Source organism: Candidatus Pelagibacter sp. HIMB1623 (assembly GCF_052047695.1).
Classification (GTDB): Bacteria; Pseudomonadota; Alphaproteobacteria; order Pelagibacterales; family Pelagibacteraceae; genus Pelagibacter.
Genome location: NZ_JBNAJN010000004.1, coordinates 38511 through 52738, shown reverse-complemented (window position 1 = coordinate 52738; position 14228 = coordinate 38511). Strand labels below are relative to the sequence as shown.

The 14228-nt window shown below is 25.7% G+C and carries 12 protein-coding genes; all 12 read right to left on the bottom strand.

The window, feature by feature from the left end; genetic code table 11:
- Window positions 1–6 precede the first annotated feature (6 nt).
- The gene (locus tag ACTTBN_RS02485) at window positions 7–516 is read right to left on the bottom strand and encodes an OmpH family outer membrane protein (RefSeq protein WP_440680806.1); all 510 of its coding nucleotides are present in this window, start codon (window positions 514–516) and stop codon (window positions 7–9) included.
- Complete coding sequence (bamA, locus tag ACTTBN_RS02480; RefSeq protein WP_440680805.1) at window positions 516–2762, bottom strand: outer membrane protein assembly factor BamA; 2247 nt, start codon at window positions 2760–2762, stop codon at window positions 516–518. Before bamA ends, ACTTBN_RS02485 begins: the two co-directional genes overlap by 1 nt.
- A 5-nt stretch (window positions 2763–2767) precedes the next feature.
- Entirely contained in the window at window positions 2768–3928 is a 1161-nt protein-coding gene (locus ACTTBN_RS02475) for a 1-deoxy-D-xylulose-5-phosphate reductoisomerase (protein WP_440680804.1), read from the bottom strand.
- Complete coding sequence (locus ACTTBN_RS02470; protein ID WP_440680802.1) at window positions 3928–4575, bottom strand: phosphatidate cytidylyltransferase; 648 nt, start codon at window positions 4573–4575, stop codon at window positions 3928–3930. Before ACTTBN_RS02470 ends, ACTTBN_RS02475 begins: the two co-directional genes overlap by 1 nt.
- Window positions 4575–5249 carry a polyprenyl diphosphate synthase gene (uppS, locus tag ACTTBN_RS02465; protein ID WP_440680800.1) on the bottom strand — a complete coding sequence of 225 codons (675 nt, stop codon included), beginning with the start codon at window positions 5247–5249 and terminating at the stop codon, window positions 4575–4577. The genes ACTTBN_RS02470 and uppS overlap by 1 nt, the downstream gene beginning before the upstream one ends.
- Window positions 5246–5797 carry a ribosome recycling factor gene (frr, locus tag ACTTBN_RS02460; protein WP_440680799.1) on the bottom strand — a complete coding sequence of 184 codons (552 nt, stop codon included), beginning with the start codon at window positions 5795–5797 and terminating at the stop codon, window positions 5246–5248. Before frr ends, uppS begins: the two co-directional genes overlap by 4 nt.
- On the bottom strand, window positions 5798–6649 hold the full coding sequence (gene tsf, locus ACTTBN_RS02455) for a translation elongation factor Ts (protein WP_440680798.1): 852 nt from the start codon (window positions 6647–6649) through the stop codon (window positions 5798–5800).
- Window positions 6649–7458 carry a 30S ribosomal protein S2 gene (gene rpsB, locus ACTTBN_RS02450; RefSeq protein ID WP_440680797.1) on the bottom strand — a complete coding sequence of 270 codons (810 nt, stop codon included), beginning with the start codon at window positions 7456–7458 and terminating at the stop codon, window positions 6649–6651. Before rpsB ends, tsf begins: the two co-directional genes overlap by 1 nt.
- 130 nt (window positions 7459–7588) lie before the next feature.
- Window positions 7589–11005 carry a DNA polymerase III subunit alpha gene (gene dnaE, locus ACTTBN_RS02445; protein WP_440680796.1) on the bottom strand — a complete coding sequence of 1139 codons (3417 nt, stop codon included), beginning with the start codon at window positions 11003–11005 and terminating at the stop codon, window positions 7589–7591.
- A complete protein-coding gene (locus ACTTBN_RS02440) occupies window positions 10998–11675 on the bottom strand; it encodes an ABC transporter ATP-binding protein (RefSeq protein ID WP_440680795.1) in 678 nt (225 codons plus the stop codon). The genes dnaE and ACTTBN_RS02440 overlap by 8 nt, the downstream gene beginning before the upstream one ends.
- A complete protein-coding gene (locus ACTTBN_RS02435; protein ID WP_440680794.1) occupies window positions 11668–12897 on the bottom strand; it encodes a lipoprotein-releasing ABC transporter permease subunit in 1230 nt (409 codons plus the stop codon). Before ACTTBN_RS02435 ends, ACTTBN_RS02440 begins: the two co-directional genes overlap by 8 nt.
- Window positions 12894–14228, bottom strand: a complete 1335-nt coding sequence (gene proS, locus ACTTBN_RS02430; protein WP_440680793.1) for a proline--tRNA ligase — start codon at window positions 14226–14228, stop codon at window positions 12894–12896. Before proS ends, ACTTBN_RS02435 begins: the two co-directional genes overlap by 4 nt.

The window sequence follows — 14228 nt, the reverse complement described above, 5'->3', positions numbered from 1 at the left end:
TTTGTATTATTTAAAGCTCTTATTTATTATTTCAATCAAATCATCAGTTATATCGTAATTTTTGTCAGCTATATAAATGTTTTTTTTATCAAATAACATAGAAATAGAATTTTTAGCCATATATTCCTGAATTATCGGATTTATTATATCTAAAAGCTTAAAAATCTCATCCTTTCTATCTTTTTTTAATTTTTCAATTTCATTGCTTTTGAATTCTCTGTAATTTTGTATTTTTTTATTAAATTGATTTAGACTTATATTTAATTGTTCTTTTGATATTAAATTTTGACTTCCTTTTAATTTATTTTCTTCTTCTTTAAGTTTGGCTTCTTTAGAATTAAATTCTTTAAATTTAGCTTCTTCTTTTTTTTTTAGATCTAGAAATAAAATTTTACCTTTCTCTATTTTTGATAAAACTACATCAAAATCAAGATAAGCGATTTTAATTTCAGCATATAAATTAGATTGAAATAATATTAAAAAAATAAAATTAAAATAAAAATTTTTTTTTATCATTAAAATGTAGTGCCTAAATTGAATCTAAAAGATTCAGTTATATCACTATTTGCTTTAGTTATTGGTTGTGATAAAGAAAAATTCATTGGACCCACTGGGCTAAACCAATCAAGACCAATACCTACTGAACTTCTAACCTTACTATTATTTAATGAGGAGTTGTAATCTACACCCCAAATATCGGCTACATCAGCAAAAATTAATATATCAACATTTTGAGATTCTTCTAAAATTTGAGGTAATGTTGATGAAAAATTTAATGTATAAGCAAAATTACCTCCAATATAATCATCTCCATCCTTAGGTCCTATTTTACCTGTCTCAAATCCCCTTAATCTCCTTGATGGTATATTAATTCTTTCAGATAATTTAACGTTCTTATTATTTAGTGAATTAACACTTTCTAAAAAAAAAGATATATTTGAGATATTTTTTTCATAAAGTTCAAAATAGTAAGCGTGACTATAATAATTTTTTAAAGAATTCGTTTCACTTAAAATAGGCAAATCCAATGAGTAAAAAGATCTAAAACCTGATGTTGTTTGAAATTTTTGATTTCTTTTATCATAATTAAAATCTAAATTTAAAAACGAATCCCAATAATTACCTTCTTGAGCTCTTTGTCTAGCTGATGCAGTTGAGTTTGTTTCAATTTTTTCATAAAAATGAGAATTGCCCACACCAAGAAAAAAATCATCGAGATACTCAAAGTTAGTTCCAATGCTAAACCCAGTTTTATTCGTTTTATACCCATAACTGGAATAATTATCAATTTCTAAAGCTTCAGCTGATAAATACAATAACTTATCAGTATTGTTAAAATTTGGATTAGTTACAGAAAATTTACCTTTAAGTGAGCCCGTTGATACAGTGAAATTGCTATCGAGCTTAATACCATTACCTAGAAAGTTGTTTTCCTTAATACTAAAACCAAATGAACCACCTGTAGTTCCAATACCTGCTGATGCAGCAATTTCACCTGTAGGTTTTTCCTCTACAGATATATTTACAATTTTAGTTTTGGTAGTCTTCTTATCTATAATTTTTTTTTCAACTTTTTTAAAAAAGTTTAAACTTTTTATATTGTTAATAGATTTATTTAATAAAATTTCATTGTAAGGGTCTCCTTCGTCAATTTCAAATTGATTTCTAATTACATTTTCTGATGTAATATTATTTCCAAAAATATTTATTTTCTCAACATAAAATTTTTCTGTTTCTAATATTTCAAATTCAAGGTTTAATTTGTTATCAATTAAATTTTCAATTACATTTGCGTTGATAAATTGATATTGTTCTTGAGAGGTAATTAAATCGATTTCTTTTAAGATTTTATCAATAGAATTAATGGAATAAGGCTCACCTTTTAATTTTTCAAACATTTTATTTATCTTGGTAAAATTATTTTTATCAAAATCAGAAGGTAAATTTAGTATTAATTCTCCAAAGAAAACTTTTGGATTTGCATTTATATTAAATAAAAGCTCAAATTCATTATCATCAATTAATTTTGCAAAGGATGAGTTAATTTCCACATTATAATAACCATTATTTTTATAAAAATTAGCTAATAGTTTCTTGTCAAAATCAACTATACTTTCGTTTAAAAATTTTCTTCCCGAGATAAATTTCCAGTATTTATATTCTGTGCTTGTTATTATTCTTCTTAACTTACTATCCTTAAAATTTTTATTACCTACAAAAGTTATTTTTTTAATTTTAGCTCTTTTGCCTAATTTAAATTCGTATATTAAATCTAGTAGATTATTTTTTTTCTCATCAACATATATATCAAGCTCAGAATTTATATAACCAAAATTTCTAAGTATTGTTAGCAGTCTAGATTTTTCTTTCTTTAAGATAATTTTATTAAATGAGGATCTCTCTTTTATTAATGGATCTTCTTTAAGAACATCGAGAACTCTATTTGTTTTAATACCTCTATATTCAATATTTTCAATTATTGGATTTTCAACTACTTTAATAGTTAAAATATTGTCTAAAAATTTTATAGAAATATCCTTAAAGAAGTTTGTTTCATATAAATTTTCAATTATTTTATTTAAATCCGTCTCGTCAAGCTTATCATCAACATTAATCTTGGAAAATAATTTAACAGTTTCATCTGATATTCTCTCATTTCCATCTACATCAATTTGTTTTACTATATCAGAATAAGAATAAGTTATATTAATTAAAGCAATTAAAAAAGATGCAAATATAATTTTTACTAATCTTACAATCATTAATTTTAAATATAATTATTTCTAATTTTATATCTTACAGTGTTACTAACATTTATAACGTCTGAAATTTTTCTTGGAAGAATTTTTTTAAGATTTTGATACTCTTTTTTTTGAATTATTTTATCTAAGGTTTGATTTATTTTACTAAATTTTATTTTTTTATTTAAAAATAGATTTACTAATTCATCATTTGCTGCAACCAAAACTGTTTCAAATAAAGAATTTTTTTCTGGTAAATTTTTTAAAATTTTAAGGCTTAAAAATTTATTTTGGTTAGGTTTTTCAAATGAAAGATTATTTAATTTATTAAAGTCAATATCTTTTGAATAAAATTTTTTATTTGAATGATTATAAATGGAATTAAAAATAGGAATATCCATTGTAGTATCATGAGCAATAATTTTTATCATACCATCAAATAATTCAACAATTGCATGAACATAAGATTTAGGATGTATAATAATTTTAAGTTGGTTATATTTTAAATTAAATATTTTTTTGGCCTCAATAATTTCAAAAACTTTATTCATCATAGTTGAGGAATCAATTGTTATTTTTTTTCCCATTTTCCAATTTGGATGCTTTAAAATTTTATTAAGATCTAACTTATCAAATTTATTTTTAGAAATATTTAACAATGACCCACCAGAAGCAGTTATATATATATTTTTTATTTTATTTAATGGAATATTTTTTAAAGCGTACCAAATTGAAAAGTGCTCAGAGTCAACTGGCATAAATTCAGTTTGATTTTTTTTTAATTCTCTACGGATGATACTCCAACCACAAATTATTGATTCCTTATTAGCTATAGCTATTTTTTTTGTAAATTTTATCAATTTAATAGTTGGATCAAGACCGTCTAGTCCAACGATCGAACTCATAACATAATCTATTTTCTTTGGAATTATTTTTTTTAAATCATTGAAATCATTATAGATATTAATTTTTTTTATTTTTTTAGACAGAGCAATTCTATAATATTTGCTATCTGTAATAATAATATTTTTTACTTTAAATTTCTTTGCTTGTTGAATTAATAACTTGTAGTTTTTTTTAGCAGAAAGTAATTCAATTCTAAAATTATGCTTATCTTTAGCGATAATATTAAGCAGAGATTTACCAATAGATCCTGTTGATCCTAGTATTACAATTTTTTTTTTCATTAAATATTAAAAAATAAATTATTAAACAAAACAAAATAAGCAAAAGGAAAAGCAAATAACATACCATCAATTCTATCCAAAATACCACCGTGTCCAGGTATTAAATTTCCTGTGTCTTTTATTTTTGATTTCCTTTTAAAAATTGAAACAATTATATCACCTATTTGACTAACTGTTGATACAAGTAAGAAAAATATAACTATTATTAATATTTGACTATGAGCTATTAATTTAAAATAAATCATTAGAGGAATTAGAGTTAGAGATAATACATACCCCCCTATTAATCCAGCATATGTCTTATTTGGACTATAAGTTGTTAACCTAGGACCTTTAAAAATTTTTCCAAAAAAGTAACCACCTAAGTCACTAAAAATACAAATCAATAAAATAATTAAAAAAAAATTGTATGAATTTTCCTCAGCTATACGTAATTGTAAAATTGAATAAAAAGATACACATAAGTAAAGAAAACCTAAAATATGATAATATTTATTTTTGGACATTTTGTGCCACTCATAACATGAAATAAAAAAACAAATTAATAATAATAAAAAAAAATAAAAAGACCCTTTTAATACAATAAAAAAAACAACTGGGATAAGAATAATAGAACTAAATATTCTTTTTTTAAGCTCAACTTCCATTAAATATCTCCATAATTTCTTTTTATTTTTTTAAACTTGTTTACTATTTTTAAAAAGTCTGCTTCTTGAAAATCTGGCCACAACTTATGTGAAAAAAAAATTTCAGTATACGATATCTGCCAAAGTAAAAAATTGCTTAATCTTTTTGTTTTTCCTGTTCTGATTAGTATATCTGGATCTGGAATATTTTTTGTATAAAGAGAATTTGTTATATTTTTTTCTGTTACCTCTAATTTTTTACCATTAATTTTTTTTATAGCTTTAACTATTTCATTTTTAGATCCATAATTTAAAGCTAAGTTAATCTGTAATGCTGTATTATTTTTGGTAATTTTTTCACTCTTTAATAATAAATTATTTAATTTTTTTGAAAATTTTTTTTCTCCTATAACTTTTAATTTAATATTATTTTTATGAAATTTTTTTAATTTAAGTTTTAAAAAACTCTCTAATAAATTAAATAAATAATTTATTTCAGATTTGGGTCTTTTCCAATTTTCTGTAGAAAAAGCAAAAAGTGTTAAGTGTTTTATTTTTTGCTTAATACTAATTTTAATTATTTTTTCTACAGTATCTAAGCCGGCTCTATGACCTTTGTTTCTTGAATTGTATTTTTTTAAACCCCATCGACCATTGCCATCCATGATAATGGCTACATGATTCAAAGGGTTCATATTGTCATTATTTCTTTTTCTTTTAAAGAAACTTTTTCATCAACTAGCTTAATGTGATCATCTGTAATAATTTGTACTTTTTTTTCATGAGATTTTTCTTCATCTTCACTTATCTCTTTAGTTTTTAGTAATTTTTTAAGATCTTCATTTGCTTCTCTTCGAATGTTTCTTACTGATACCTTACATTTTTCTCCAATAGATTTAATCAATTTTTTTAATTCAGTCCTTCTTTCTTCGTTTAACTCTGGCACTGGCAATCTTATTAATTGACCATCTATTTGAGGGTTCAATCCTAAATCTGATTTTTTTATAGCTGCATCAACTAGAGGAACGTTATTAGCATCCCATACTTGAATATTAATCATTCTAGGTTCTGGTGTAGTTATACTTCCAATTTGATTTACGGGCATTTGCTGACCATAAACATCAACCTTAATTAGATCGAGCATAGATGCGTTTGCTCTTCCTGTTCTTAGAGAAGATAATTCTTTTGAGAATACCTCAATGGCTTTATCCATTTTGAGGCTGTATGATTTCTCATCAAACATTTATTCTCCTATCTTAATTCTATAAAACTCTTTAATTTTTAAATCAGCTATAGAAAGTTCTTTTAAAACATCTTGAACTTTCTTTTTAGGCTCCATAACCCATGCTTGAGTTAGCAGAGCATTTTCCTCTTTAAATTTGTTCATTTTACCTATGCTAATTTTTTTTGCAATATCCTCAGGTTTGCCTGAGTTTTTTAATTCTTCAGATACTAACTCTTGCTCTTTATCTATTATTGATTGATCTATCGAGTTAGCTTCTAAAGCTAAAGGATTAGATGCTGCAATATGCATGGATAATTGTTTACTAAAAGTTTTAACTGATTCTGATTTTTCCTTAGTATTTAAAGAAACAATTACCGCTAATTTTGCAACATTGTCTTTAACAACTGTATGTAAATAATGGTTATTTAAACCATCGTTATTTTCAAAAGTTTTAGCTTTACCAATTGTTATTTTTTCTCCAATTTTAGCGATTAAAGCAACTAAATTATCTTCAACAGTCACATCATTTTTCATCTTTGAAGCTTTTAAAGCTTCAATATTTGAGTTCTTTTGGTTATTTAATTCGCTAAGTTCTTTAACAAAAGAAATAAAATCATCATTTTTAGCAACAAAATCTGTTTCACAATTAACTTCTATTATAGAGGTTTTGTTTTCATCACCACTTACAACAACCACTCCTTCTTTTGCGTCCCTAGACATTTTTTTTGAGGCTTTTGAAATTCCTTTTACTCTTAAAATTTCAATAGCTTTGTCTAAATCACCTGCAGATTCTTTTATGGCTAAATTACAATCTTTAAAACCAGCTCCGGTTGCTTCTCTTAATTTTTTTACTTTTTCAATATCACTCATTAATTTAATGTCTCCTTATCTTCTTGGGAAAATTTTTTTTCTAATTTTTCTCTATCTAATTCTTGAATTGTTTTATTTTTTTCCTCAAATTTATTTTCAGAATTATTTTTTTCACTTGGTTGAATAGAACTCTTAGCGCTATTGATTGTTTCTTTAATTAAATTACAATAAAGATCAATAGCTCGTCTAGCATCATCATTTCCAGGTATAGGATAATCAATGTTATCAGGATTAGAGTTACTATCTAATATTGCTATAATAGGTATTCCTAACTTCGAAGACTCTGCTATAGCCAATGACTCGTAATTTGTATCTATTACAAAAACTAAATCTGGAACTTTTTTCATTTCAGCTATACCCCCTAAAGATCTTTGAAGTTTGTCTTTTTTAACACTCATTTTCAAAAGTTCTTTTTTAGTAAAACCTCTATTTTCTGCTGCTAAATCAATTTCTAATTTTTTGAGTTTTTTTATAGAATTTGATATAGTTCCCCAGTTGGTAAGCATTCCGCCTAGCCATCTATAATTAACAAAATATTGATCTGTTTCTTTTGCAACTTCAGCTATAGCTTCAGATGCTTGTTTTTTTGTTGATACAAATAAAATTTTTCCATTATTTGCAATTGTTTGATAAACTTTCTCTAAAGCTAATTTTGTCAATTCAAGTGTCTGGGTTAAGTCTATAATGTGAATTGAGTCTCTTTTACCAAAAATATATTTTTTCATTTTTGGGTTCCATCTTAAAGTCTTATGTCCAAGATGAACGCCTGCTTCTAATAATTGTTGAATTGTTAAGTTAGGTATTTTCATTTTTTTTTCCCGGTTAAGCCACCACAGTAATTTCCAATTAAGGACCGGAGGTATAAAACCAAGAACTGTGTGCGTGTTAATTTAATTTATTGGTTATTTACAAATATTTAGCAAAATTAACAAGTTTTATTTAGCTGATTTCTGCTTGAATTTGCTGGTTTCTTAAAAGATTTAAAGATTTCCTATCAAGTTTGATTGGTTTTTTTAATTGAAAATTTAAAATTTTGTCTTTTGTTAAAAGATTAAATTTTACTCGAGTTTTACCATCTTTACTTAAAAATTTTGAAATCTCTTGGATTTGTTCAATAGATTTAACATTAAATAATATTTCATTAATTGGAGTATTAAATAAATCTTTTAAAGAAGCAATTTTTTGAACATTAATCCTTTTAAGACGGTTTTCATCATTAGAAATATTTTTAATCAAGGTTAAAATTAATGAATTACCTTCTTTCAAAATTTCTCTATTTGACTCCAACAGATCAGAAAAAATAAATATTTCAAATACACTATTTAAATCTGTTAACTTTAAAACAGCATAAGCATTTCCTTTGGCAGTTTTTCTTTCTTGAACCTTAAGTAATGTTGCAGCTACATTAACATTTTCTGAATTATCATCTGAAGTAAATTTCGCATAATCATTAATTTTATAATCTTCAAAAATTTCTGTGAATTGATTTAATGGGTGATCAGATATAAAAAATCCTACTGCTTCAAATTCTTTAGATAATCTCTCTTCAAATTTCCAATCTTCTATTTTAAATAAAATTTCTTCCTCTGTTTTAATATTATCAGAAAATAAATCTATTTGATTGGCTAGTTTGTTTTCAAAAATATTTTTATTTTTTAAAATTAAATTAGGTATAGAGTTAAAGATTGATTGCCTATTTGAGTTTAAATTATCAAATGCTCCTGCTTTTACTAATCCTTCTAATTGTAATTTATTTATATCTTTTGGGTTAACTCTATTTATAAAGTCATTAATAGATTCAAACTTTCCGTTTAATTCTCTCTCTTTCACAATATTGGAAATTGCTTCATAACCTACAGCTTTAATTCCTCCTAATGCATAATAAAATTTTCCGTTAATAGTTCTGAAATCAGCAAAACATTCATTGATATCAGGTCTAATTGTTTCAATATTAAGTCTTTTTAATTCTTCATAAAATTCACTTAATTTATTTTGATTAGAAATATCCATCGTCATTGATGCAGCAATAAATTCTTTAGGATAATAAGTTTTTAAATATGCAGTTTGATAAGAAATTATTGCATAAGCTGCGGCATGACTTTTATTAAAACCATATTCTGCAAAAGGTTCAATTTTTAAAAATATTCCTGCGGCAACATCTTTGGCTATGCCATTTTTAACTGCCCCTGCAATAAAACCTTGTTTTTGTTTCTCTAGCTCTGCTCTCTTCTTCTTACCCATTGCTCTTCTTAAAAGATCAGCTTGTCCTGCAGTAAATCCAGATAATTTTTGAGCAATCTGCATTACTTGTTCTTGGTAAATGATTACTCCATAAGTAGGTTTTAAAATATCCTCCAATAATGGATGTAAATAATCTGGTTTTTGCTTTCCATGTTTACAGTCATTGTAAGTTGGTATGTTGCTCATGGGGCCTGGTCTATATAATGCTACTAGTGCAATAATATCCTCAATATGATTGGGTTTCATATGAATTAAAGCTTCTCTCATTCCAGCACTTTCAATTTGAAATAGGCCTACAGTTTTACCAGTTGATAAAAGATCGAAAACTTTTTGATCATCATAATTAATATCTTCGATGTTAAATTTTTTATCTTTTTTCCTAACTAATTTTTGAGTGTTATTAATTACTGTGAGTGTCTTTAAACCTAAAAAATCAAATTTTATTAAACCAGCATTTTCAGCAGAATACATATCAAATTGTGTTGAGGGTAAAAGTAAATCTGCAGAAGTATCTTTATATAAAGGTACTACTTCTGTTAATTTTTTATCTGCAATAACAACTCCTGCTGCATGAGTAGCAACATTTCTATTCAGACCTTCTAATTTCAATGATAACTCTATTAATTTTTTAACTCTATTGTCCTCATTAATGAGCTTTTGCAATCTTGGTTCTCCAGCTATACATTGGGTTAAATTTTGAGGCCTAGAAGGATCAAAAGGTATCATTTTTGATATGCTGTCTATAAACCCATAGGGTAATCCCATAACTCTACCAACGTCTCTGATCACCATCCTTGCCTTAAGTTTACCAAAAGTAATTATATGAGCGACACTATCTTTGTATTTTTTAGTCAAGTATTCAAAAACAAGGTCCCTTTTATCCTCGCAAAAATCGATATCAAAATCAGGCATAGAAATTCGATCAGGATTTAAAAATCTCTCAAATATTAAATTAAATTTAATTGGATCAACATCAGTAATTGATAAGCACCAAGCTACCAATGACCCAGCACCTGAACCTCTGCCAGGACCAACTGGTATGTCATTTTCTTTAGCCCATTTTATATAATCAGATACAATTAAAAAATAACTCGAATATTTCATTTTTATAATTATTGAAAGCTCATGATCTAATCTTTCTTTATAAAGAATAAAATTTTTATCATTTTCAAGTTCACTATCTTTAATATTAAAAACTTTTAAAAATTTATCTCTCAGTCCATCCAAAGAATATTTAGTTAAAAGATCATCTGCATTGCCATCTTTATCACTACTAATATTTGGTAGTATTGGATTAGAGAATAATGGTCTAAAATTACATCTTAAAGGAAAATTATAATTATTTTCTAAAGCTTCTGGTATGTCAGCAAATAACTCAGTCATTTCTGAGTTAGTTTTTAAATAATGTTGATCGCTTAATTTTAATCTATTTTTTTCATTAATATAAGTTTTGTTACCAATACAAATCAAAGCATCATGTGCTTCATGCATATCTTTTGATAAATAAAAAACTTCATTAGTAGCAATAATTGGTATTTCTAATTCTACAGATTGTTTTAGGTTAAATTTTTCAAACCCATTTTCATTTGTATCATTATGGCGTTGAATTTCTAAATAAAATCTATCGCCAAAAACTTCTTTAATTTTTAAATAAATTTCGTTTATTTCTGTAAATTTTCCTTTATCAAATAATTTTCCAAAAAGACCTAAAATAGTACCTGAAAAAACTGAAACACCATCAGAACTTTTTAATAATTCATCAAAATTTACATGAGGGCCACTTAATTCATCATTTTCTAAATATGAATTAGAGGATAATTCAATAATGTTTTTATAACCTGTTTCATTCAAAGCAAATAAAGGTAACAGTCCAGTTGTATCATTTATTTTAAAATTAATTTGAGTACCAATAATTGGCTGTGTTCCTGATTTAGAAATTTTTTCTGCAAATTCTAAAGCTCCACATAAATTAGAAGTATCACTTATTCCTAAAGATTTAATTTTGTTTGATTTGCAATATTCTTGTAAATCATCAATCTTGGCCGCACCTTCACATATAGAATATTGTGAATGGACTTTTAGATGATTAAAGTTTTGATTTAATGACTCAGACATTAGATGATTTTATAATACCATCTCTCATCTCCAATAGGCAATCTGCCTTATTAGCAAAAAATCTATTGTGAGTTGCAAATATTATTAATCTATCTGATTTTTTTTGATTATATAAAAGTTTAAAAACTTCTTTTGCAGTATTCATATCCAAACTACCTGTTGGCTCATCCGCTAAGATTATTTCAGGATCATTTACAATAGCTCTTGCTATAGCTACTCTTTGAGCCTCTCCACCTGAAAGTTGAGAAGGAAAGTGATTTAATCTATTTGAAAGACCAATTTTTTTTAATAATTTTTTAGCCTTTGTACTTGCTAATTCTTTATCATTGTTGCTAGCAAGTGATGCTAAATAAATATTTTCTAAAGCAGTAAAGTCAGAAAGAAGATTGTTTTGTTGATAAACAATACCAATTTTTTTTGATCTAAAAATATCATTTTCTTCTGTATCATTAAAATTTATTTGATTTTGATTAAACATAATTTGACCTGATGAAGGTCTGTCTATTAAAGAAATTAAATTTAACAAAGTTGATTTTCCTGAACCAGATGGGCCCATGAGCGAATAAATTTTACCTTTTTCAAAATTTTGCGACAAACCTTTTAAGACTTTAATCTTTTTTTCAGTCTCAAAGCTTTTAGATATACTTTTTAATTCTAAATACTTACTCATATTTTAAAGATTTGATTGGATCTAATCTAGCTGCTTTAAAAGCTGGAAAAATAGATACTAAAATAGTTATAATTATTGAGCAAACTGAAATTAGAATAATTGATGTCAGATTAATTTCAGAAGGCATTTTGCTTAAAAAATATATTTCTTCAGGAAATAAACTTATATTGAAAACTGAGCTTAATAATTGTCTAAAATTTTCAATGTAAATAGAAAAAGTTACACCTAAAAAAATACCAAAAATTGTTGCGGAAGTACCTATTATTACTCCAACTAAAAAAAATATTTTAATTATTGATTTATTTAAAACTCCAATTGATTTTAAGATGGCAATATCCCTTGTTTTGTTTTTCACTAAAATAGTTAATCCTGAAATAATATTAAATGCAGCAACAATTATTATTAATGACAAAATAATAAACATAACATTCCTTTCAACTTTTAGAGCTGAAAATAATGAACTATTCATATCAGCCCAACTAAAAACAAACTCATCATCAAAAACTTGTTTTACTATTAATTTTTGGGATTCAATATTATTTGGATTTTTCAAATAAATTTCTAAATTTCTCTCAGTAGAATCATATCCAAAGAACTCTTCTAATATATTAAGTTCAATAAATGCAATATTGTTATCAAACTCTGCTAAACCACTGTTAAAGATTGAATTAACTATAAAAGTTTTTTGTTTTGGCATACTGCCAATTATTGTTTGAACGCCAGACGGTGACATTAAAGTCAATTTATCTCCTATTTCAAGATCTAGAGAAAAACTCAGTTCACTTCCAATTGATATGAAATTTTTATCAAATTGATTTAATTCACCTTTAAATTTTTCATTTGTTAATACCTCTAAATTTAAAAGATCATTGTATTTATAGCCTCGTAACACTATTCCTTTAGTATTATTGTTTTTTAGAATAATTGCCTCTCCTGAATTACTAAAAATAATATTCTTAGAGATTAACTTTAGTTTATTATTTATTTTATCTTCATCTATTGAATTTGAATAAGGTTTAACAGTAATATGTGAATTAAATCCTACAATTTTATTGATTAATTCTGTTCTAAAACCATTCATTACTGACATAACAATAATAAGAACAGCAACACCTAGACTTATTCCGATGAAAGAAAATATTGAAATAACATTTAAAAAGCCATCCTTTTTTCTAGCTTTTAAAAATCTTAAAGTAATTTCTTTTTCTAAAGTAGAAATCAAATTGAATTTTTTTGTTTATTTATAATTTCTATAATTTTGCTTAAAGGTAAGTTTTGAGTTTCACCACCTGTTTCTTTGAACTCTAATAAATCACCTTCACTCTTCTTTCCAATGATAATTTGATACGGAGCCCCAATTAAATTCATTTTTTTAATTTTGGATGAAAAATTTTCATCAGTATCATCAATAAGAGCATCAATATTATTTTTTAATAACTCACTGTAAATATTATTGGCTTTAACAAGTGCTGAATTATCGTTTTTATTTATCATCGGTATCAAAGCAATATCATATGGAGCAACAGACAATGGCCATTTCATGATTTCATTTTTTTCATCATATTTTGCCTCTATTATTGCCCCAACTAGCCTTGATACACCAATTCCATAAGAACCCATTTTAACAAAATCTTTTTTTCCACCTGGTAAATCTACTGATGCATTCATAGGTTTTGAATATTTGTCGCCAAAATAAAATATGTGGCCTACCTCAATACCTTTTGTGATTAATTGATTTTCCTTAGAAACTATTTTTTCAAATTCATCTTTGTTAAACTTTTCATCTGTCACAGCATAAAATTGCTCATATTTTTTTCTCATTTCTTCTAACGAAGATTTTTCTAATTGAGTATCATCACTATTTAAGTCAAAAATTCTTTTATCAGTAAAAATTTTACTTTCTCCAGTGTCTGCTAAGATAATAAATTCATGAGATAAATTTCCTCCAATCGGACCTGTGTCAGCAGCCATAGGTATTGCAGTTAGATCTAATCTTTTAAAAGTTTTTAAATATGAAAGAAAAAATTTATTATAAGAAAAAAAGGCTTCTTCGTCTGATACATCGAATGAGTAGGCATCTTTCATATAAAATTCTCTCCCCCTCATTATTCCAAATCTAGGTCTTATTTCGTCTCTAAATTTCCATTGTATGTGGTACATTAGTTGGGGTAATGATTTATAAGATTTAATTGAAGATCTAAAAATTTCTGTAACTTGCTCTTCATTGGTAGGTCCATAAAGCATTTCTCTATTTTGACGATCAGTTATTCTAAGCATTTCCTCACCATAATCATCATATCGACCACTTTCTTTCCATATCTCACTAGATTGAATTGTTGGCATTAATATTTCTTGAGCTCCAATCTTATTTTGCTCTTCTCTAACAATTTGTTCTATTTTTTTCATTACCTTAAAGCCTAAAGGCAACCATGAGTATATTCCTGCAGAAGCTTGCTTTATCATACCAACTCTCAACATTAATTGATGAGATTTAATTTTTGCTTCAGAAGGATTATTTTTTAATATCGGAATAAATGAATTTGATAAAAGCAT

What these genes read in the sequence shown, in the direction of transcription:
- bamA (WP_440680805.1), bottom strand. Translation starts at nt 2,762, where the DNA reads ATGATTGTAAGATTAGTAAAAATTATATTTGCATCTTTTTTAATTGCT.
- ACTTBN_RS02485 (WP_440680806.1), bottom strand. Translation starts at nt 516, where the DNA reads ATGATAAAAAAAAATTTTTATTTTAATTTTATTTTTTTAATATTATTT.
- ACTTBN_RS02440 (WP_440680795.1), bottom strand. Translation starts at nt 11,675, where the DNA reads ATGAGTAAGTATTTAGAATTAAAAAGTATATCTAAAAGCTTTGAGACT.
- tsf (WP_440680798.1), bottom strand. Translation starts at nt 6,649, where the DNA reads ATGAGTGATATTGAAAAAGTAAAAAAATTAAGAGAAGCAACCGGAGCT.
- dnaE (WP_440680796.1), bottom strand. Translation starts at nt 11,005, where the DNA reads ATGTCTGAGTCATTAAATCAAAACTTTAATCATCTAAAAGTCCATTCA.
- frr (WP_440680799.1), bottom strand. Translation starts at nt 5,797, where the DNA reads ATGTTTGATGAGAAATCATACAGCCTCAAAATGGATAAAGCCATTGAG.
- ACTTBN_RS02470 (WP_440680802.1), bottom strand. Translation starts at nt 4,575, where the DNA reads ATGGAAGTTGAGCTTAAAAAAAGAATATTTAGTTCTATTATTCTTATC.
- ACTTBN_RS02475 (WP_440680804.1), bottom strand. Translation starts at nt 3,928, where the DNA reads ATGAAAAAAAAAATTGTAATACTAGGATCAACAGGATCTATTGGTAAA.
- rpsB (WP_440680797.1), bottom strand. Translation starts at nt 7,458, where the DNA reads ATGAAAATACCTAACTTAACAATTCAACAATTATTAGAAGCAGGCGTT.
- uppS (WP_440680800.1), bottom strand. Translation starts at nt 5,249, where the DNA reads ATGAACCCTTTGAATCATGTAGCCATTATCATGGATGGCAATGGTCGA.
- proS (WP_440680793.1), bottom strand. Translation starts at nt 14,228, where the DNA reads ATGCTTTTATCAAATTCATTTATTCCGATATTAAAAAATAATCCTTCT.